Genomic DNA, 20,867 nt, shown 5'->3' on the forward strand with positions numbered 1-20,867 from the left:
GATCCAGCGATGAACCACGTTTTCTCCCTTTCCTTCCTGCGACGCGCGTCGTGCATGCTGAGCGCGGCGAGCGCGCTGCTCGCCGGTGTCGCGCACGCGGCGATCGTCCCGGACCGCACCCGCGTGATCTTCAACGAAGGCGAACAGGCCGCGATCGTCACGATCACGAACAAGAGCACGACGTATCCGTATCTCGTGCAGTCGTGGCTCGAGGACGCGAAGGGCAACAAGATCGCGTCGCCGCTGATGGTCGTGCCGCCGCTGCAGCGCATCGAGGCGAACGAGCGCAACGTGCTGCGGATCGCGAAGCTGCCCGGTGCCGCGCTGCCGGCCGATCGCGAATCGGTGTTCTACCTGAACATCCGCGAAGTGCCGCCGAAGTCCGATATACCGAACACGCTGCAGATCGCGCTGCATACGCAGATGAAGCTGTTCTACCGGCCGAAGGCCGTGCAGCCCGCGCGCGACGAGGACTGGACGCTGCCGATGACGCTGCGGGTGGACCCGGCCGCGCACACGCTCGTGTTCGACAACCCGACGCCGTACCACGTGACGGTGGTCGAGGTGACGGCAGGCGCGCAGAAGACGCCGGTGCCGATCGAGCCGGTGATGGTGAGCCCGATGAGCACGGCCGGCGTGCCGTTCAAGGCCGCGATGCCGTCGACGCTGTTCGTCACGCATATCGACGATTACGGCGGCCAGGTGGCGGTCGAATACGCGTGCGATGCCGGTGCGTGCAAGAGCGTGAAGCGATGAGCGGCGGGATGCGCGAACGGCAACGGCCGGCAGCATGGCTGCGCTGGCTCGTGCTTGCGTTGCTGGTCGCCGCGGCGCAGCCGGCGTGGGCGCTGCGATGCCTGACGAACAGCGGCGCGACCTCGCTGACCGAGCCGATCGGCGGCGTGGCGTCGTATCCGACCGACGCGCCGGACGGCTACGTGATCTGGGTGTCGCCGGTCCGCACGACGTCGGGGTATTGCTACAAGGACCTCGGCGATGCCGACAGCCTGAAAGTCGTCGACAACATTTACTTCTACGCGAATCCGAACCGCACGAACCCGGCGGCGTGGGGGCTGGAGATCGGTATCCGCTACAAGGGCGTCGACTACTTCGACAAGACGAGCAATCGCGGCGGCGGCGTGTTTACCGGCTATGCGGTGCCGCCGTGCAGCAGGGAAGACTTCGATCGCAGGCGTTGCGAGCAGACCCGCATCAGCATCGACTACCAGGTCGTCGTGCGCAAGAAGGGCAACTGGGTCCAGCCGCCGAGCGATATCTATACGGTGTTCCAGTTCGACGGCGAGTTCGGGCTGAATGCATTCGGCACGAGCTTCCAGTACCGCCTGAGCGGCCTGCGCAACCTCAAGCCGACGCCGTGCTTCGTCGACGTGCTCGTGACGCCCGAACCCGGCATCGTCAACTTCGGTCAGGTGCAGGCGGTGGGTAACGGCTTCCTGCCCGCGGTGCCGCGCAAGCCGTTCTCGTTGTCGTTGTCCAAGAAGTGCAACGTCGCGGTGCGCGTCGACGGCTATTTCGAAACGAGCTATCCGCTGCAGAACGGCCTGCTGGTGCCGGCGAAGGACAGCAATTTCGGGATCGGCATCGAGGACGGCAAGGGCAACGCGATTCCGTTCAACCAGCAGTTCACGCTCGCGCAGTTTCCGTCGAACGTGATGAATCAAAGCGTGCGGATGGACGCGGTGCTGAAGTCGTTCGGGCCGCCGAAGATCGGGCGGTTCGATGCGACCGCAACGATCCGGCTGTTCATCTACTGACGCGCGCTGTGTGCGCCATGAAAAAGCGCCGGCATGCCGGCGCGTCTTTGCGGCGCTCCCGACGCCGTGCCACACTCACCAGGCGCCGCAGGCCGTTTGCGGTGGCATGCCAATTCCTTTCGCGCGGAAAGCTTTCCCCACGCCACCGCTCCGCGACAGCCATCCCGTCCGACAAAAACTCGGATCCCGTCAATTAATCAGACAAATCCTGACGATCTGAAGGGGCATTTCGTAATCGTATTGAGAATGATTTGCGTTTACGTTAAATTGCGCTATCTCGAAATCTGACGGAGCAGATCGATGGCAATGGCGGAAGTGCTCGAACGGCCGGCAGCCGCAGCGGCGAACCCGTTCCTCGGCAGTTGTCCGGACCTCCCGTCACGTCCCGCACCGCGTGCGCATCGCGGCGCGCAGCCGCGTGCGCAGGGCGCGCTGCTCGACGTGCTGATTGCCCATCGCGCGATGCTCGTCAACGTCGCGCGCGGCTTCGTCGGTTGTGCGAGCCGGGCCGAGGACGTCGTGCACGACGTGTTCGTGAAGCTCGTCGAATTCCCGAACCAGGACGCCGTGCGCCAGCCGGTCGCGTACGTGACGCGGATGGTGCGCAACGCGTCGATCGACGCGTGCCGCCGGCAAAGCCTCGAGAACGTCTATCACACGGAAGAGGACGACGGCTTCGACGTGCCGTCGCCGGAACCGACGCCCGAGGCCGCGCTGCTGACGCGCGATACGCTGCGTCGCGTATGGGCCGCGCTCGACGACCTGCCGGCGCGCAGCCGTGCGGCGTTCGAGATGGTGCGGCTGCGCGAGGAGACGCTGCAGACCGCGGCGCGCGCGCTGAACGTGTCGCAAACCCTCGTGCATTTCATGGTGCGCGACGCGGAGCGGCACTGCGCGGAATGCCTCGACGCATGCCATCGCGGCGTCGCGTGCCCGGTGTTTCTCGGCGGCCGCGCGCGGCGACGGTAAAAAAACGCGCCGGCCAATCGTCTTCAAGACAGGAGCGGCCGATTCAACGAACCGACGTTCCGGTCACTTGCCGCTTCGCATCCTTCAACCGCTTCCCGTTTTTTTCGATCATGACGCAAGCCACGACGCCTTCCGCCGATACCGACGACCTCGTCTACACGGTCGTCATCAACGACGAAGAACAGTATTCGATCTGGCCGACGTTCCGGCCCGTGCCGGCCGGCTGGCGCGAGGTCGGCGTGCGCGGCCCGAAAGCCGACTGCCTCGCGCACATCGAGACCGTCTGGACCGACATGCGCCCCGCGAGCCTGCGCCGCGCGATGGACGGCGAGCGCGCGACGCGCACGTCGTGACCCGCCGCGCCGCGATCCGGCGCGTCACCTGAAGAGGACGTTGCATGACCCTGCTTTCGTTGCCGACGCTCGACGACCTGCGTATCGAGCCGGGGCTGCCCACCGTCGTGTCGCCGCGCAGCGCCGACGGCATTTCGATCGACGAGATCGCGCCGCTCGCGCATGCGATCGCGGCCGACACGCTCGAACGGGCGGGCGGTGTGCTGTTCACGGGCTTTCACGTGCCGTCGATCGATGCGTTCCAGCGGTTCGCGGCATCGTTCGGCGATCCGCTGATCGGCTATGAATACGCGTCGACGCCGCGCAGCCAGGTCGAGGGCGCCGTCTACACGTCGACCGAATACCCGCCGCACCGCGCGATTCCGCTGCACAACGAGCAGTCGTACACGCGCGAGTGGCCGCTGCGGATCTGGTTTCATTGCGCGCTCGCGGCGCCGAAGGGCGGGGCGACGCCGATCGCGGACAGCCGCGCCGTCTATCGCGCGCTCGATCCGGCGCTCATCGCGCGCTTCGAGCAGCGCGAGCTGCTGTACGTGCGCAATTTCGGCCAGGGGCTCGACCTGCCGTGGCAGCAATCGTTCGGCACCGAGGAGCCGGCCGAGGTCGAGCGGATGTGCGCGGCGCGCGGGATCGAATGCGCATGGCGCACCGACGACGACGGCGAACTGCTGTTGCGCACGCGCGAACGCTGCCAGGCCGTCGCGCGCCATCCGCGCACGGGCGAGCGCGTGTGGTTCAACCAGGCGAACCTGTTTCACCTGTCCGCGCTCGACGACGACATGCAGGAAGCGCTCGTCGACGCGGTCGGGCTCGAGAACGTGCCGCGCAACGTGTACTACGGCGACGGCGCGCCGCTGGAAGCCGACGCGCTCGCGGAGATCCGCGGCGTGCTCGACCGCCAGCGCATCGTGTTCCCGTGGCGGACGGGCGACGTGCTGATGCTCGACAACATGCTGACCGCGCACGCACGTGACCCGTTCGAGGGGCCGCGCAAGGTGGTCGTCGCGATGGCGCAGAGTTACACGGTCCCGCGCGCGACCGAACGGAGGACCGATGACGCGTAGTACCGCCGCGCTGGCCGCGCGCGGGCTGAGCGTGGGTTATCGCGACCATGTCGTGATCGACGGGCTGGACCTGTCGATCGCGGCCGGCCGCGTCACTGCGCTGTGCGGCCCGAACGGCTGCGGCAAGAGCACGCTGCTGCGCACGCTCGCGGGCCTGCAGCCCGCGCGTGCGGGCCAGGTCGACGTGAACGGCAAGCCGCTCGCGTCGTTTCGCCGCCGCGCGCTCGCGCGCGAGCTCACGATGCTCGCGCAGTTCAACCAGATTCCGTCGGGCCTGACGGTGCGCGAACTCGTCGCGTACGGGCGCTACGCGTACGGCGGTTTCCTGCGCGGGCTGTCGCGCGCCGATCATGCGGCGATCGACGAGGCGCTCGACACGAGCGGCCTCGCCGGCGACGCCGGGCGCGACGTCGGCGCGCTGTCGGGCGGCGAGCGGCAGCGCGCGTGGATCGCGATGGCGCTCGCGCAGCAGGCGCCGATCGTCCTGCTCGACGAGCCGACGACCTATCTCGACATCCATCACCAGCTCGACATCCTCGACGCGCTGCGCGCGCTGAACCGCGCGCGCGGGCTGACGATCGTGTGGGTCCTGCACGACCTGAACCAGGCGGCGGCGTACAGCGACGACATCGTGCTGATGCGTGCCGGCCGCCTCGTCGCGCAGGGCTCGCCCGACGCGATGCTGGAGCCGGCGCGGCTGCGCGCGGCGTTCGGCGTCGACATGCTGAAGCTCGCGCATCCGCAGACGGGCGCACCGATGTGCGTGCCGGCCTACGGGCCGCCGGCATCCGGCACGATGGACGCGTTCGATCGCGCAGTCCAGCGGGACATCGCCGTATGACGACGTTCGCGATGCGCAAGCGCCTCGCTGCGAGCGGGCAGGGCGGCCACGGTGCGGTAGCCGGCCGCCGCGCCGGCGCGCTCGCGCTCGGCCTCGTCGCGCTGATCGCCGTGCTCGCGGCGCTGCGCGTCGCACCCGACCTGCGCGTGTGGTGGAACGCCGTGCCGGGCAGCGACGCGGCCGCGCTCGCGGGCGTGTTCCTGTTCGATCTCAACCTGCCGCGCGTCGCGGCCGCGCTCGTCGCGGGCGGCTGCCTCGGCATCGCGGGCGCGCTGTTCCAGTCGCTCACGCGCAACCCGCTCGCGTCGCCCGACCTGCTCGGCGTGACGGGCGGCGCCCAGCTCGGCCTGCTCGCGGCGATGCTGGTGCCGGCGCTCGCCGGGGTCGCATCGGTGCCGCTGCTGTTCGTCTGCGGTCTGGTCGCCGCCGCGTGCGCGATCGTCGCGGCCGGCGGCTGGCGCGCGACGCCGCTGCGGCTCGTGCTCGCGGGCAGCGTCTGCATGCTGCTGTTCGCGGCGCTGTCGACGCTCGTGCTCGCGTTCTTCGAGCAGAACATCGCGGGCGCCGCGCTGTGGACCAACGGCAGTCTCTATCAGCCGGGCGCGACCGGGCTCGCGCTCGCCGCACGCTGGCTCATCGTGCCGCTGCTGGCGCTGCCGTTCGTGATCCGGCCGCTGAATCCGCTCGCGCTCGGTGACGAGGCGGCGGCCGCGGCCGGCGTGCGTGTCGACGCGACGCGGCTCGCGGCGACGATCGTCGCCGTCGCGTTCACGAGCGTGGCCGTCAGCATCGCGGGCCCGCTATCGTATGTCGGGCTGGTCGCGCCGAACCTGCTGCGCCAGGTGCGCGGCGCACGCGCGGCGCGGCTCGGCGTGCTGGTGCCGCTGTCGGCGCTCGCGGGCGGTGCGCTCGTGCTCGTCACCGACAGTGCGGTGCTCGCGTCGGGCCTCGACGCGACGCTGTCGACCGGCGTCGCGATCGCGCTCGTCGGCACGCCGCTGATGCTCGCGATGATCCGGCGCGGCGCCGCGTGGTCGGGCGTGTTGCACGCACAAACCGAACGCGCGGCCGGCGGCGGGGCGACGCGCATGGTCGGCTGGCTCGAACGGCTCGGCTGGCCGCTGCGCACCGCGCTGTTCGTCGTGGCCGGCGCGCTCGTCGTGTTCGTCGGCGTGTCGGCCGGCCCCGAATGGCTGTCGCCGGCACGCTGGTCGGCCGCGCTGTCGGGTCACGATGCCGTCGCGCGGATGCTGATCGACCTGCGCATGCCGCGGCTGCTGTGCGCGCTCCTCGCGGGTGCATTGCTGGCGGTGAGCGGGGTCGCGATGCAAAGCGTCGTGCGCAACCCGCTCGCCGGCCCCGAAGTGCTCGGCGTCACGCAGGGCGCGGGGCTCGTCACGCTGTTCGCGTTGTCGACGTGGCCGCTGATGGGGCACGTGACGCTCGCGGCGGCCGCGTTGAGCGGCGGTGCGGCGTCGCTCGCGATCACGCTCGTGCTGAATCACCGGCATCGTTACGCACCGCTCGCGGTCGCGCTGACCGGCATCGTGATCGGCGCGCTGTGGACGACGCTCGCGCAATGGCTGATCACGCAGGAAAGCGTGCAGCCCGCGCGCTTCGTCGTCTGGCTCGTCGGCGGCACCTACGGCCGCAGCTGGGGCGAGGTGTCGATGCTGCTGCCGTGGTGCGTGCTCGCGCTGCCGGTATTCGCATGGCTCGCGCGGCCGCTCGACATGCTCGCGCTCGGCGACGACCAGGCGGCCGCGCTCGGCCTGCCGGTCGCCGCGCTGCGGCCGCTCGCGCTGACGATCGCGACGCTCGCGGCCTGCGCGGCCGTCGCGGCGGTCGGGCCGGTCGGCTTCATCGGGCTGATGGCGCCGCACGTCGCGACGATGCTCGGCGCGCGCCGGCATCGCACGCGGCTGTGGCTCGCGGCCGCATGCGGCGCGCTGATCCTCGGCCTCGCCGATCTGGCCGCCCGCACGGTCGTCGCGCCGCGCGAAGTGCCGGCCGGCGTGCTGACCGCGCTGATCGGCGCGCCTTACCTGCTCGGGTTGCTGATCCTCGAGGGGCGCCGCGCCCGGCGCGCGGGGCGATGACGCCGGCGCTCGACGGCGCACGCGCCACGCGATTCTCCGCGTTCGCGCCCGAGCCGTTCGCCGCGCATCTCGACGCCGTGTGGCTCGGGATGCCCGACGACACGCACGCGCCGGGCCGGATCGTCGTGCCGGTCAGCGCGCTGCCCGAGCATCGCGATGCGGTGCTCGACGCGATGGTCCGCCACTACGGCGGCGATCCGGCGCTGCATGCGCGCGCGCTGGTGTCGCAATGGAGCAAGTACTACTTCGGCCGCGCGGCGCCCGCCGGCGTGGTCGCCGCGCTGACGCTCGGCCGGCCGCTCGACATGGCGCCGGAGCGCACCTTCGTCGCGCTCGACGACGGGATGCCGGCCGCGCTGTATGTCGCGCCGGACGCGCTCGGCGCGCCGTGCGACGAACCTGCGCCGCGCTATGCGGGGCTCGTCGCGCATCTCGGCGCGGTGATCGACCTGCTCGCGGCGATGGGCCGCGTCACGCCGCGCGTGCTGTGGAGCAATGCCGGCAACCTGCTCGACTATCTGCTCGACACGTACCGCGCGCTGCCGTGCGCGGCCGATCCCGTTCGCGATGCCGACTGGCTGTTCGGCGCGTGCTGCGTCGACGGCGAGCCGAACCCGCTGCGGCTACCGGTGCGCGACGCCGTACCGCGCTCGCCGCTGCTGCTGCCGACGCCGTTTCGCGCGCGCCGCGTGTGCTGCCTGCGCTATGAAATTCCAGGAGAAACGCAACTGTGTGGAAGCTGCCCGCTGCTATTGACGATGGACGACGCGGCGCTGGCCGGGCAGGATGCGATCCGGTGATGCCGGTACCGCATGCCGGCCGCCGCCATGCGCTCGGCGCACTGGCTGCGCTCGGCGCCACGTGCTGCGGCGCGCTGGCCGCGCCGGCCGCCGCGATCGCGGACGGCGCGCGCGGCGGGCAGGGCGGCATGCCGTCGCAACCGGGCCGCTCGCTCGCCGGCAACCCTGCCGTGTCGCAGGCGAGCGCGACGATGCCGGTGCGGCCGCAGCGCGTGGTCGCGCTCGACTTCATGTTCGCGGAAAGCGTGATCGCGCTCGACCTCGTGCCGGTCGGCATGGCCGACACCGCGTTCTATCCGGGCTGGCTCGGCTACCAGAGCGAGCGGCTCGCGCACGTGACCGACATCGGTTCGCGGCAGGAGCCGGGGCTCGAGGCGATTGCCGCGGTGAAGCCCGACCTGATCATCGGCGTCGGCTTCCGGCATGCGCCGATCTTCGCCGCGCTCGACCGGATCGCACCGACGATCCTGTTCCAGTTCAGCCCGAACGTGTCGGAAGACGGCGTGCCCGTCACGCAGCTCGACTGGATGCGCCAGATCTTCCGGACGATCGGTCGCGTGACCGGGCGCGAGGCGCGCGCGCAGGCGGTCGAAGCGCAACTCGACGCAGGGATCGCGCGCAATGCGGCGCGGCTCGCGGCCGCGGGCCGCGGCGGCGAACGCATCGCGCTGCTGCAGGATCTCGGGCTGCCCGACCGCTACTGGGCCTATACGGGCAACAGCACGTCGGCCGGCCTCGCGCGCGCGCTCGGGCTCGACCCGTGGCCGCAGAAGCCGACGCGGGAAGGCACGCTTTACGTGACGTCCGCCGATCTGCTTCGGCAACGCGATCTCGCCGTGCTGTTCGTCACCGCGACGGGGATGGACGTGCCGCTCGCGTCGAAACTCGATTCGCCGGTGTGGCGTTTCGTGCCCGCGCTGCGCGAGCGCAGGATCGCGCTCGTCGAGCGCAACATCTGGGGGTTCGGCGGGCCGATGTCGGCGCTGAAGCTGGCCGACGTGATGACCGATACGATGCTGAAGCTGCCGGCCGTGCGCTGAACGCGCGGCGGGTCGTGCGCGGGTGAGGCGGCGTGGTCGCGAATTGCATTGTCTCGCGCGTGTTGCGCGAATGCCTATTCCGCCGCATTCCGTCGGTGTCGCAAACATCTACGTACACCGAACGATACATTTCCGGTGCTTCCCGACGCTCACCATTCTTCTAACCTGAAACCGCCTGCGTGCAGCATCCGCTGCGCGCAGGCGGCAGGTGTTTGACGATACTTACGCGCTCAGCGCATCCGCACCATCGCGTGCGCGTGACCGCGCGGGCGTCGTATCACTGACGATCTGCCCGTTGTCGAGCTTCAGCAGGCGATCGGCGAGACCGAAATAGCGGTCGTCGTGCGTGATCACGATCACGGCCTTGCCGCGCGCGCGCAGCTCGGGCAGCAACTGTTCGTAGAACACCGCCTTGAACGACGGATCCTGGTCGGCCGCCCATTCGTCGAACAGGTAGAACGGCCGGTCCTCCAGGTACGCGACGACGAGCGCGAGCCGCTTGCGTTGCCCGGTCGACAGCGCGCGGTTCGAGAACGCGCCGTCGATGACCTTCACCTTGTGATCGAGCGCGAGCTTCGCGACCAGCGCGTTCGCGCGCGCATCGGCCTGCGCCCGCGCCGGATCGTCGGGATCGACGATGCCGAGCAGAGCATCGAACAGGTGGAAGTCGTTGAACACCGCGCTGAAACGCTGCCGGTACGCGGCGCGCTCGCGCCAGCCGATCGGGCGGCCATCGACCTCGATCGTGCCTTCCTCCGGCTCGTAGAGCCCCGTCAGCACCTTCGCGAGCGTCGTCTTGCCGCTGCCGTTGCCGCCGACGATGAACACGAGCTCGCCCGGCCGGATCGTCAGGTCGATCGGCCCGATGCGGAACATCCGTTCGTCGCGCTCGTGGAAATACGCGTGCGTGACGCCGCGCAGCGTGACGGCGCTTGCCGGCGGCACGTCGGGTGCGTCGCTCGCAGGCGGCACCGTCCGCAGCGCGCCGAATTCGGCCATCACGCCTTCGATGCGCCCGAGCGATACGCGCGCCGCGTTGACGGTCGGCAGGTTGTTCAGCAGACCGTCGAGCGGCACCAGCATGAACAGGAACACGACGACATAGCCGGCCGCCGTGCCCGCATCGGCATGCACGCCGAGCTGCGGCCAGAACGCGGCCGCGCCGAGGAACACGTAGAACAGGAAGATGATCCAGCCGACGCCGACCGCATACGCGCTGAACGCGCGGCGGCGGTGGTCGCGCACCTCGCCGATCGCGGCGCCGAGCTGGCCGTCGACGAACTGGCGCGCGCGCGCGTCGTGCAGCTTCAGTTCCTTCGCGCCGGAGAACAGCGAGCCGAGATAGCCGAACAGGCGGTCCTGCGCGTGGCCGGCCGCCTCGAGCGACGCGATCGCGCGGCGATCGCCGGTGTGGTAGCCGAGCGAGCCGGCGACGATCGCGGTCAGCGCGAGCACGCACACGGGCCACGACAGCCACGCGAGATAGCCGAGGCAGCCGAACACGATCGAGCCGTGCATCACCAGGTTCGGCAGCGCGAAGAACAGCATCGACACGTTGGTCGCGTCGTCGGTCAGCACCGACTGCACGGGCGCCGCGCCGATCCGCTCGATGTCGCGCAGCTCGGCCGCGCCGACGCGCCGCGCGAGATGCACGCGCAGCCGCGCCATCGTGTCCTGCGACAGCCGGGCGAACAGCGTGCCCGACACGATCCGCGTGACGAGCGCGATCACCGCGCACAGCGCGAAGCGCCACGCGAGCGCCGCGCCGGGCGTCGCGAGCGCGCGGTTCAGCGTCGCGACGAGCAGTACGCTCGCGACGCCGTTGAGCACGCAGGCGACGAGCGCCAGCGCGAGCGACGCGCGGCTTTCGCGCAGCAATGCGAGGATCAGGCGGGCCGCGGGGCGGCCGGGGGAGGCGTCGAGGGACGGCGGGGAAGAAGGCTCGTGGGCAGCGGTCATCGGCAACGTCGGTAAATGAAGGGCAGGCAAACCCTGCGGAAACGGCAAGACTGATGCGAAAGCGGCGCGCGGGGCGGGCCCGCTTGCGACTTTCCTCCCAGATAGACGAACGGGCCGCGCAAATATTTAGCCGTGGCTTCAAAAAATGCATCCGTGCCGGTTTTGCGCGCGAAACGGTAAAAAATCGGCCGCGCCGTTCGTCACACCAGTGAAGCCGCCCCATGCGGCCCCGAGACTTGGCCGAAGCGGCCGGACCGAAGGACTTCACGCACATGACGAGTTTCCCGACTGCGTTGCATCATCGAATCCGCGAACTGGCGCGCCGCGCGCCCGACGCGCCTGCGCTCGCCGCGCCTTTCCAGAACGACCTGCGCCTGTCGCGCGGCGCGCTCGACGCGCGTGCGTCGCACCTTGCCCGCCAACTGCGCACGGCCGGTGTCGGCGCGGAAGTGCGGGTGGGCGTCTGTGTCGAGCGCTCGTGCGAGCTGTTCGTCGCGCTGCTCGCCGTGCTGAAGGCGGGCGGCGTATTCGTGCCGCTCGATCCGCGCCATCCGGCCGCGCGCCTCGACTGGATCGTCCGCGATGCGCAACTGCGGCACGGCGTCGTCGATGCGGCCGGCCGCGCGGCGCTCGGCGCGTCGTTCGAACACGCGTTCGACGCAAGCTCCGCGGAGGCTGCTGCCTGCGTCGACGACGAAGACGTGCCCGTTCATCCGCGCTCGGCCGCCTACATGATCTATACGTCGGGCTCGACCGGCACGCCGAAGGCGGTGGTCGTCGAGCACGGCCCGCTCGCCGCGCATTGCGATGCGCTCGCGGACGCGCTGCCGATCGCGGGCGGCGACCGCCTGCTGCATTTCGCGTCGGTCAATTTCGATGCCGCGCACGAGTGCTGGCTCGCGCCGCTCGCGGTTGGCGCGAGCGTGACGATCGCGCCACCGCAACCGTTCGCGCCGGACGCCGCGCATGCGCTGATGGTGCGCGAAGCGGTCAGCGTCGCCGCATTTCCGCCGGCCTACCTGCGCGAATTCGCGGCCGTCGCCGCGCGCGACGGCGTGCCGCCGGCCTTGCGCGTGCTCGCGTTCGGCGGCGAAGCGCTGCCGCAACAGGCATTCGAATTCGTGCGCCGCACGTTCCCGTCGGTGCGCCTGATCAACGGCTACGGGCCGACCGAGGCCGTGATCTCGCCGATGCTGTGGCCGGTCGAGCCGGGTGAAATGCCCGCGCTGGCGGCGGACGATGCGTATGCGTCGCTGCCGATCGGTCGCGCGATCGGCCCGCGTGTCGCGCGCATCGACGGCGACGCGGCCGGCGAGCCGAATGAAGCCGGCGAGGGCGGCGAGCTGCTGCTCGGCGGCGTGTGTCTCGCGCGCGGCTATCACGGCCGCCCGGCGCTGACGGCCGAACGCTTCATTCCCGATGCGCACGGCGAGCCCGGTGCCCGCGTCTATCGCACCGGCGATCTTGCACGCCTGCGCGCCGACGGTGCGTTCGATTATCTCGGCCGCCTCGACGATCAGGTCCAGGTGCGCGGCGTGCGTGTGGAGCCCGCGGAAATCGCCGCGTGCCTGCGCACGCATCCGGCAGTGGCCGACGCGGCCGTGATCGCCGAAACCGACAACGGGCCGACGCGGCTGATCGCGTGCGTCGCGCTGCGCGCGGCCGTCGACGATGCGGCGCTGAAGGCGCACGTGGGCGCGCAATTGCCCGCCGCGTGGCAGCCGCACCGCTTCGTGCGCTGCGATGCGCTGCCGTACACGCTGAACGGCAAGCTCGACCGTGCCGCGCTGCGCGAGCGCAGCGCTGCCGCACGCGACGCCGAAGCACCCGCCGGCGCCGCGCCGCGCACGCCGACCGAAGCGCAGATCGCCGGCTTCTGGCAGACGCTGCTCGGCCTCGACGCGACGCCGTCGCGCGACGACCGCTTCTTCGCGCTGGGCGCCGATTCGCTCGCCGCGATGCAGCTGCAGGCCGCGATCCGCGCCGCGTGGCGAGTGAACCTGCGGCTCGACACGCTGTTCGCCGATCCGGCACTGGCCGAGCTGGCCGCGCACGTCGATCGCGCGGAGCGCGAAACGGGCGAGCCGCTGGCCGCGATTGCCGCACGCCATGCACCGGCCGAAGCCGCCGCATCGGGTGCCCCGCATGTCGATCGTGCCGCATCGCTCGCACAGCAACGCTTCTGGGTGCTCGCGCAAACGCGCGATGCCAGCGCCGCGTACCACATCGCCGCGCACTGGACGATCGACGGCGCGCTCGACCGCGCTGCGCTGCAGCGTGCGCTCGATCACGTGATCGGGCGGCACGACGCGTGGCGCACGACGCTCGTCGACAACGACGACGGCATCGTGATGCAGCGCATCCATGCCCGTCTGCCGGTTCCGATCGCGACGCTCGACTTGCGCGACCAGCCGCCGGCCGCTCGCGACGCGCAAGCCGCGCGTATCGCCGAGCGCGACGCGGGCGCACCGTTCGATCTGTCGAACGGGCCGCTGCTGCGCGCGACGCTCGTCGTGCTCGCCGACGATCGCCACCGGCTGCTGCTGACCGCGCACCACGCGATCACCGACGGCTGGAGCTCGCGCTGCGCATTCGACGAATTGTCGGCCGCGTACCGTGCGTATGCGGAAGGCCGCGAACCGTCGTTGCCGCCACTGCCGATCCAGTACGCGGACTATGCGGACTGGCAGCGCGACATGCTCGCCGGCGGCGAAGGCGAGCGCCAGCTCGATTACTGGCGCGACGCCTTGCGCGACGTGCCGGGCCCGCTCGCGCTACCGGTCGATCGGAAGCCAGGTGCGACGCGTACGCTGCAGGGCGCACGCGTGTCGGTTCGCCTGCCCGACACGGTTGCGGCGGACGTCCGGCGTCTCGCGCGCGACGCACAGGCCACGGTCTTCACGGTACTGCTGGCCGCGCTCGACGCATGGCTGTCGCGCCTGACCGGCGAGACCGACGTGGTCGTCGCGGTGCCGGTCGCGCATCGCCAGCGCCCGGAAACCCGCGCGCTGCTCGGCCTGTTCCTGAACACGGTCGCGTTGCGCGTGCGCGTGGCGCCGACGCTGCCGTTCCGCGCGCTGGTCGACGCGGCGCGTACGGCGGCACTCGACGCGGTCGCGCACCAGGACGTGCCGTTCGAGCGCGTCGTCGATGCGGTGAAGCCGCCCGTCAGGCGCGGCGACGAATGGCTGCGCGTGAAATTCGCGCAGCAGTTCGATGCGCGGCACGACTGCGTGCTGCCGGGCGCGACCGCCGTTGCGACGCCGGGGCCCGATCTCGCCGCGCGCTTCGACTTCGCACTGGATTTCACCGACGACGCGCACGGGATCGAACTGGTCGCCGCCTATGCGACCGACTGCATCGATGCCGACACCGCGCGCGCATGGCTCGACAGCTATGCGGCGCTCGTCGCGTCAGCCGCACATGAACCGCACTGCGCGACGGCCGCGCTGCCGTGCGATGCGTCGCCGGCATCGCGCCAGCCGCGCGACGGTCGTGTGTTGCAGCTCGAACACGCCGACATCGTCGCCGCGTTCGCGCGGCAGGCCGCCGCGTATCCGCATCGCGTCGCACTCGCCGATGCATCGGCGTCGCTGACGTTCGCCGAACTCGACGATGCGTCGAACCGTATCGCACATGCGCTGAAACTGCGCGGCGCGACGGCCGAAGCACCCGTCATCGTCTGCATCGAGCGCTCGGCCCGCTTCGTCGTCGGCCTGCTCGGCGCATTGAAGGCCGGCGCGCTGGCCGTGCTGCTCGACCCGGCCCAGCCGGCCGCGCGCCTCGTGGCCGCGGCCGCCGATTGCGGCGCACGCTGGGCGCTCGTCGCGCCGCAGCCGGACGGGGCCGCGTGGCCGGCCGGCAGCGCCGCACAGCCGCTCGACGTCGACACGCTCGCGCAGGACGCGACGCTCGCGCATGCGGCCGGCATCCGCGTCGCGCCGCATCCGGAACAGGGCGCATACCTGATCTATACGTCGGGTTCGACCGGCACGCCGAAGGGTGTCGTCGTGTCGCACGGCGCACTAGCCGACTACGTGCAGGGGATGCTCGACGAACTCGCGTTCGCACCGGACGCGTCGTTCGCGATGGTGTCGACGGTTGCCGCCGACCTCGGCCACACGACGCTGTTCGGCGCGCTGTGCGCGGGCCGCGCGCTGCACCTGCTGCCGGCCGCGTGCGCGTTCGATCCGGACCTGTTCGCCGACGAGATGCGCCGCCGCGACGTCGGCGTGCTGAAGATCGTGCCGAGCCACCTGCAGGCGCTGCTCGACGCGCGCGTGCCGGCCGACGTGCTGCCGCGCCATGCACTCGTGACCGGCGGCGAAACGCTGACGTGGGCGCTGGTCGCGCGAATCGCCACGCTCGCGCCGGCCTGCCGCGTGATCAACCATTACGGGCCGACCGAGGCGACCGTCGGCGCGATCGCGTGCGACACCGCGTCGAGCGCCGCCGATGCGCGCGACCCCGCGAGCGGCGTGCCGCTCGGCGGCCCGCTGCCGAATGCGCGCGCGCTGGTGCTCGACGCGTTCGGCGCGTGCGTGCCGGCCGGCGCGGCGGGCGAGCTGTATCTGGGCGGGCCGGGCGTGGCGCGCGGTTACCTGAACCGGCCCGCGCAGACCGCCGAGCGCTTCGTGCCCGATCCGTTCGCGGCCGGTGCGCGCCTGTATCGAACCGGCGACCGCGTGCGCCTGCGCGCGGACGGCCGTCTCGCGTTCCTCGGCCGCATCGACGACCAGGTGAAGATTCGCGGCTATCGCGTCGAGCCGGGCGAGGTGAGCGCGGCGGTACGCGCGGCCGGCCCGATCGCGCAGGCCGAGACGCTCGCGATCGAGCACGACGCCCGCCTGCGGCTCGCCACCTTCGTCGTGATGCGCGACGGCGCGGCATTCGACGAAGCGGCCGTGCGCACGGCGCTCGGCGCGACGTTGCCCGACTATATGGTGCCCGCGCAGTTCGTCGCGCTCGCGAGCCTGCCGGTGACCGCGAACGGCAAGCTCGATCGCGCGGCGCTGCGCGAACTGGCCGCATCGCCGGTGGCGGTGGCCGCCGGCGATGTGCCGCAGGGGCCCGTCGAAACGGCGCTCGCCGAAGTCTGGCAAGCGGTGCTGAAGACGCCGCACGTCGGCCGCGACGACAATTTCTTCGAACTCGGCGGCGATTCGATTCTGGTGCTGCAGGTGATCGCGCGCGCCCGCAAGCGCGGCGTGCGCTTCACGCCGAAGCAGCTGTTCGACGGCCCGACGGTCGCCGAACTCGCGCGCATCGCGAAGATCGAGGACGTTGCCGCCGCAACGACATCGACATCGACCGCGCCGGCTTGGTCCGCAACGGTTTCCGCAGCGGTCCTGACGCCTGCACAGCAGCGCTTCTTCGCGCTCGACGTGCCGCATCCGGGCCACTGGAACCAGTCGGTCGCGTTCGACGTGCGCGGTCCGTTCGACGCCGACGCATTCGCGCGTGCATTCGACGCGTTGCTCACCCATCACGACGCATTCCGCCAGCGCTTCGCGCGTGGCGCGGACGGCAAGTGGCACGCGAGCGATGCGCCGAAACCGTACGACGCGCTGCCGTTCGTCGAAGTCGCCGCGCGCGACGAAGCCGACGCACTGGCGCGCTTCGATGCGTTGCAGCGTCGCCTCGACCTCGGCCGCGGGCCGCTCGCGTGCGCATGCGCGGCGCGGCTGCCGGACGGCGCGGCGCGGCTGTATCTGGCGATTCACCACGCGATCGTCGACGGCGTGTCGTGGCGCATCCTGCTCGACGACCTCGACGCCGCGTATCGCGCCGCATGCGAGCGCACGCCCGTTCGCCTGTCGCAGCCGGGCCTGCGCGCGGATGCGTGGGCCGCGCGCCTCGCGCGTGCCGCGACGGAGCCGGCATCGCCGTTCGCGGCTGAAGCGGCTTACTGGGCCGGCATGGCACAGGGCGACGACCTGGTGCCGGATCATCCCGACGCACCGGCGACGAACGCTGACGCGGCCGTCGTCGTGCAGACCATCGACGCGGCATTGACCCGCGCCGCGCTGACCGACGCGCACGCCGCGTATCGCACGCAGACGATCGAACTGCTGGGCGCGGCGCTCGCGCTGGCGCTGGCCGGTGCCGACGGCGCCGCGTCGTGCCGCGTCGAACTCGAAGGGCATGGCCGCGAGGCGCTGTTCGACGATGCGGACGCGAGCCGCACGATCGGCTGGCTGACGAGCCACTATCCGGTCACGCTGCCGGTCGAAGCCACCGCGCGCGACACGCTGTGCGCGGTCAAGGACACGCTGCGCGCGGTGCCGCACAAGGGGCTCGGCTTCGGCGTGCTCGCGCATTACGGCGACGCGGCGACGCGGGCGGCGCTGGCCGCCGTGCCGCGTCCGCGCGTCACGTTCAACTATCTCGGCCAGTTCGACGCACCGCGCGACGCAGCGCTCGTGCCGCGCTTCGGCGGCACCGGCATCGAGCGCGATCCGCAAGGGCCGCTCGGTAATACGCTCGCGATCCATGCATACCTCGATACCGACCGCGACGGCGCACGTACGCTGAAGGTTCACTGGGTATATGGCGCGCCGCAGTTCGAGCGCGCGACGATCGATGCGCTCGCGGAACGCTATGCGGCCGCACTGCGCGCACTCGCCGACGCATGCGCATCGCGTGTCGCGCATCGCGGCGGCGGCGCGACGCCAGGCGACTTCCCGCTCGCGCAGGCCGCCGGCCTCACGCAGGCCGCGATCGAGCGCGCGCCGCTCGACTGGCGCACGATCGACGACGTGTATCCGTTGTCGCCGATGCAGCAGGGGATCCTGTTCCATGCGCTGTTCGCGCCCGGTCATGCGAGCTACGTGAACCAGCTCGTCGCGACCGCGACGGCGCTCGATGCCGACCGGCTCGCGGCCGCGTTCGCCGCATCGGTCGCACGTCACGACATCCTGCGCACCAGCGTGATGCCCGACGAGGCCGCACCGCTGCAATGCGTGCATCGCCATGCGCGGATGCCGGTCGAGCAACTCGACTGGCGTACGCGCGGCGACACGCTCGACGCCGACTTCGACGCGTGGCTCGCGGCCGACCGTGCACGCGGCTTCGACTGGCGCGAGCCGCCGCTGATGCGGCTCACGCTGATCCGCGTGACGGACGACGCGTGGCGCGTCGTGTGGACGCGCCACCATGTGCTGCTCGACGGCTGGAGCACCGCGCGGCTGCTCGCGGACGTGCTGCGCGACTATCGCGACCCCGACGCGGTGTCGCCGTTCGCGAGCCGCCCGGCGCTGCGCTATCGCGACTTCATCGCGTGGCTCGGCACGCGCGACCGCGACGCCGACGAACGCTTCTGGACCGGGCGGCTCGCGCGTCTCGACGCGCCGACGCTGATCGCCGAGCGTGTGGCCGACCGCGCGGACGCCGAGATGGTCACGTGGCGCGCGACGATCGACGCGGCCGCGACGACGCGTATCGCGCACACGGCGCGCGCGCTGAAGCTGACCGTCAACACGCTGGTGCAGGGTGCGTGGGCGCTCGCGCTGCAGCGCATGACGCACCAGCCGGCCGTCGCGTTCGGCGCGACCGTCGCGGGCCGTCCCGATGCGCTCGCGGACGTCGACACGGTGCTCGGCCTCTTCATCAACACGCTGCCGGTGATCACGGCACCCGCGCCGCAACAACGCGCGGCCGACTGGCTGCAAGGTCTGCAGCGCGAGAACGCGGCCGCCGCCGAGCATGCGCATACGCCGCTCGCCGACATCCAGCGCTGGGCGCGCGGCGCCGGCGGCGCACTGTTCGACACGCTGGTCGTGTTCGAGAACTATCCCGTCGACGACACGGCGCGCGATGCCGATCCGCGTGCGCTCGCGCTGAGCGGCGTGCGCAGCATCGAGTCGACCGATTTCGCGCTGACGCTCGTGATCGAAAGCGGCGCCGAGCTGACGATCGACTACGGCTACGACACCGCGCGCGTCGATGCGCACCAGGTCGAGACCTGGCACCGCGCGTTCGCGTGCGCGCTCGATGCGCTGGCCCGCACGCCCCACGCGCTGCTCGGCACGCTGTCGATCGCCGACGACGCGACGCGCGACGCGATGGCCCGCGCGCAGGACACCGCACGGAGCTGGCCGGACGCGCAACGGCAACCGCTGCATCTGCAATTCGCGGACGCTGCACGCGCAACGCCCGATGCGATCGCACTCGAATATGCGGATGCCCAGGGCCACGTGCAACGCGCGACCTATCGCGAACTCGACGGGAACACGACGCGTGTCGCCGCCGCCTTGCGCCGGCGCGGCGTGCAGCCCGACACGCCGGTCGCGCTGTGCGTCGAGCGTTCGTTCGACATGGTGACGGCGCTCGTCGGCGTGCTGAAGGCCGGCGCCGCGTACCTGCCGGTCGACCCCGACTATCCGGCCGAGCGCATCGCGTACCTGCTGCGCGACGCGCGGCCCGCGGTCGCGATCACGCAGGCCCATCTGCGCGCGCGAGTCGAGGCCGCGCTCGGCGACGATGCGACGACGCAGTTGCTGACGGTCGCCGATCTGCTCGCCGATGAAGCGAACGATGGCGGCGAAGCGGGCGATGCCGCCGCCGACATCGACGCCGCCCAGCTCGCATACCTGATCTACACGTCCGGCTCGACCGGCAAGCCGAAGGGCGCCGGCAACTCGCACGGCGCGCTCGCGAACCGGATCGCGTGGATGCAGCACGCGTACCGGCTGACGCGCGACGACGTCGTGCTGCACAAGACGCCGTTCGGCTTCGACGTGTCGGTGTGGGAATTCGTGTGGCCGCTCGCGAGCGGCGCGAAGCTCGCGATCGCCGCGCCCGGCGACCACCGCGATCCGGGCCGCCTCGCGGCCGCGATCCATGCGCACGGCGTGACGGTGCTGCACTTCGTGCCGTCGATGCTGGCCGCGTTCGCCGCGTATCTCGACGATTTCCAGGCCGCCGCGCAATGCGACAGCGTGCGCCTGATCGTCGCGAGCGGCGAGGCGCTCGCGCCGGAACTCGTCGCGAAGGTCGCGCGGCTGTTGCCGAACGCGACGCTCGTGAACCTGTACGGGCCGACGGAAGCCGCGATCGACGTGTCGCACTGGACCTGCGGCCCTGACGACGCCAACGCATTCGCGGTGCCGATCGGCCATCCGATCGCGAACCTGCAGCTGCACGTGCTCGACGCGGCCTGGCAGCCGGTGCCGGCTGGCGCGACCGGCGAGCTGTATCTGGCCGGCGCGGGGCTCGCGCGCGGCTATCTCGGCCGCCCGGGGCTGACCGCCGAGCGTTTCGTGCCCGACCCGTTCGTGCCGGGCGCGCGCATGTATCGCACCGGCGACCTCGCTCGACGTCGCGCCGATGGCGCGCTCGACTACCTCGGCCGCGTCGACACGCAGGTGAAGCTGCGCGGCCAGCGGATCGAGCCGAGCGAAATCGAGGCGCTGCTGCGCGCAGCGCCCGGCGTGCACGACGCGGTCGTAATCGTGCGCGACGAGCAGCTGATCGGTTATGTCGCACGCGGCGACGCGGGGCCGCTCGACCGTGCGGCCCTGCTGGATTCGCTGCGCGCGCAGTTGCCGGCCTACATGGTGCCGTCGCAGCTGATCGAACTCGACGCGCTGCCGGTCACGCCGAACGGCAAGTGCGACCGCCATGCGTTGCCCGCACCGGTGCGCGCGGCGGCCGCGGCCAGCGAACTCGCGACCGACACGGAGCGCGCGCTCGCGGCGATCTGGCAACGCGTGCTGCATGTCGACGCGATCGGCCGCGACGACGATTTCTTCCAGCTCGGCGGCCATTCGCTGCTCGCGACGCAAGCCCATGCGCAGGCGAACCTGCACTGGGGCCTCGCGCTGCCGCTGCGCACGCTGTTCGACACCCGCACGCTCGCACGCTGCGCGGACGCGATCGATGCGGCCTGCGCGGCGCGCGGCGCGACCGACGCGGCGAGCGCGATCGACGCGCTGCTCGGCGAACTGGAAACCCAATAAGGACGACG

11 protein-coding genes are annotated in these 20,867 nt (G+C 71.4%); 10 read left to right on the forward strand and 1 reads right to left on the reverse strand.

The window, feature by feature from the left end; genetic code table 11:
* Positions 1-9 precede the first annotated feature (9 nt).
* The 9 genes from NQV17_RS17350 (at position 10) to NQV17_RS17390 (ending at position 8,941) form a co-directional block, all read left to right on the forward strand.
* Positions 10-756 (forward strand): molecular chaperone, encoded by a 747-nt coding sequence (locus NQV17_RS17350; RefSeq protein WP_257773174.1) that lies wholly within the window; start codon positions 10-12, stop codon positions 754-756.
* A complete protein-coding gene (locus NQV17_RS17355) occupies positions 753-1,775 on the forward strand; it encodes a fimbrial protein (RefSeq protein WP_257773252.1) in 1,023 nt (340 codons plus the stop codon). Before NQV17_RS17350 ends, NQV17_RS17355 begins: the two co-directional genes overlap by 4 nt.
* 300 nt (positions 1,776-2,075) lie before the next feature.
* Positions 2,076-2,744, forward strand: coding sequence for an RNA polymerase factor sigma-70 (locus tag NQV17_RS17360; RefSeq protein ID WP_044843584.1), 669 nt, complete (start codon positions 2,076-2,078; stop codon positions 2,742-2,744).
* 110 nt (positions 2,745-2,854) lie between these two features.
* Positions 2,855-3,097, forward strand: coding sequence for an MbtH family NRPS accessory protein (locus tag NQV17_RS17365; protein ID WP_044843583.1), 243 nt, complete (start codon positions 2,855-2,857; stop codon positions 3,095-3,097).
* Positions 3,098-3,141: 44 nt separating this feature from the next.
* Entirely contained in the window at positions 3,142-4,161 is a 1,020-nt protein-coding gene (locus NQV17_RS17370; protein WP_257773175.1) for a TauD/TfdA family dioxygenase, read from the forward strand.
* Positions 4,151-5,002 (forward strand): ABC transporter ATP-binding protein, encoded by an 852-nt coding sequence (locus tag NQV17_RS17375; protein ID WP_257773176.1) that lies wholly within the window; start codon positions 4,151-4,153, stop codon positions 5,000-5,002. The genes NQV17_RS17370 and NQV17_RS17375 overlap by 11 nt, the downstream gene beginning before the upstream one ends.
* Positions 4,999-7,101, forward strand: coding sequence for a Fe(3+)-hydroxamate ABC transporter permease FhuB (gene fhuB, locus NQV17_RS17380; RefSeq protein ID WP_257773177.1), 2,103 nt, complete (start codon positions 4,999-5,001; stop codon positions 7,099-7,101). The genes NQV17_RS17375 and fhuB overlap by 4 nt, the downstream gene beginning before the upstream one ends.
* On the forward strand, positions 7,098-7,901 hold the full coding sequence (gene fhuF, locus NQV17_RS17385) for a siderophore-iron reductase FhuF (protein WP_257773178.1): 804 nt from the start codon (positions 7,098-7,100) through the stop codon (positions 7,899-7,901). The genes fhuB and fhuF overlap by 4 nt, the downstream gene beginning before the upstream one ends.
* A complete protein-coding gene (locus tag NQV17_RS17390; protein ID WP_257773179.1) occupies positions 7,901-8,941 on the forward strand; it encodes an ABC transporter substrate-binding protein in 1,041 nt (346 codons plus the stop codon). Before fhuF ends, NQV17_RS17390 begins: the two co-directional genes overlap by 1 nt.
* A 222-nt stretch (positions 8,942-9,163) precedes the next feature.
* On the opposite strand, the gene NQV17_RS17395 is transcribed toward NQV17_RS17390, so the two are convergent.
* Entirely contained in the window at positions 9,164-10,900 is a 1,737-nt protein-coding gene (locus tag NQV17_RS17395) for a cyclic peptide export ABC transporter (protein ID WP_257773180.1), read from the reverse strand.
* 272 nt (positions 10,901-11,172) lie between these two features.
* Here NQV17_RS17395 and NQV17_RS17400 point away from each other — a divergent pair, with 272 nt between their 5' ends.
* Positions 11,173-20,859 (forward strand): non-ribosomal peptide synthetase, encoded by a 9,687-nt coding sequence (locus NQV17_RS17400; RefSeq protein WP_257773253.1) that lies wholly within the window; start codon positions 11,173-11,175, stop codon positions 20,857-20,859.
* Positions 20,860-20,867: the final 8 nt, after the last annotated feature.

Source organism: Burkholderia sp. SCN-KJ, assembly GCF_024656005.1.
Lineage (GTDB): Bacteria > Pseudomonadota > Gammaproteobacteria > Burkholderiales > Burkholderiaceae > Burkholderia.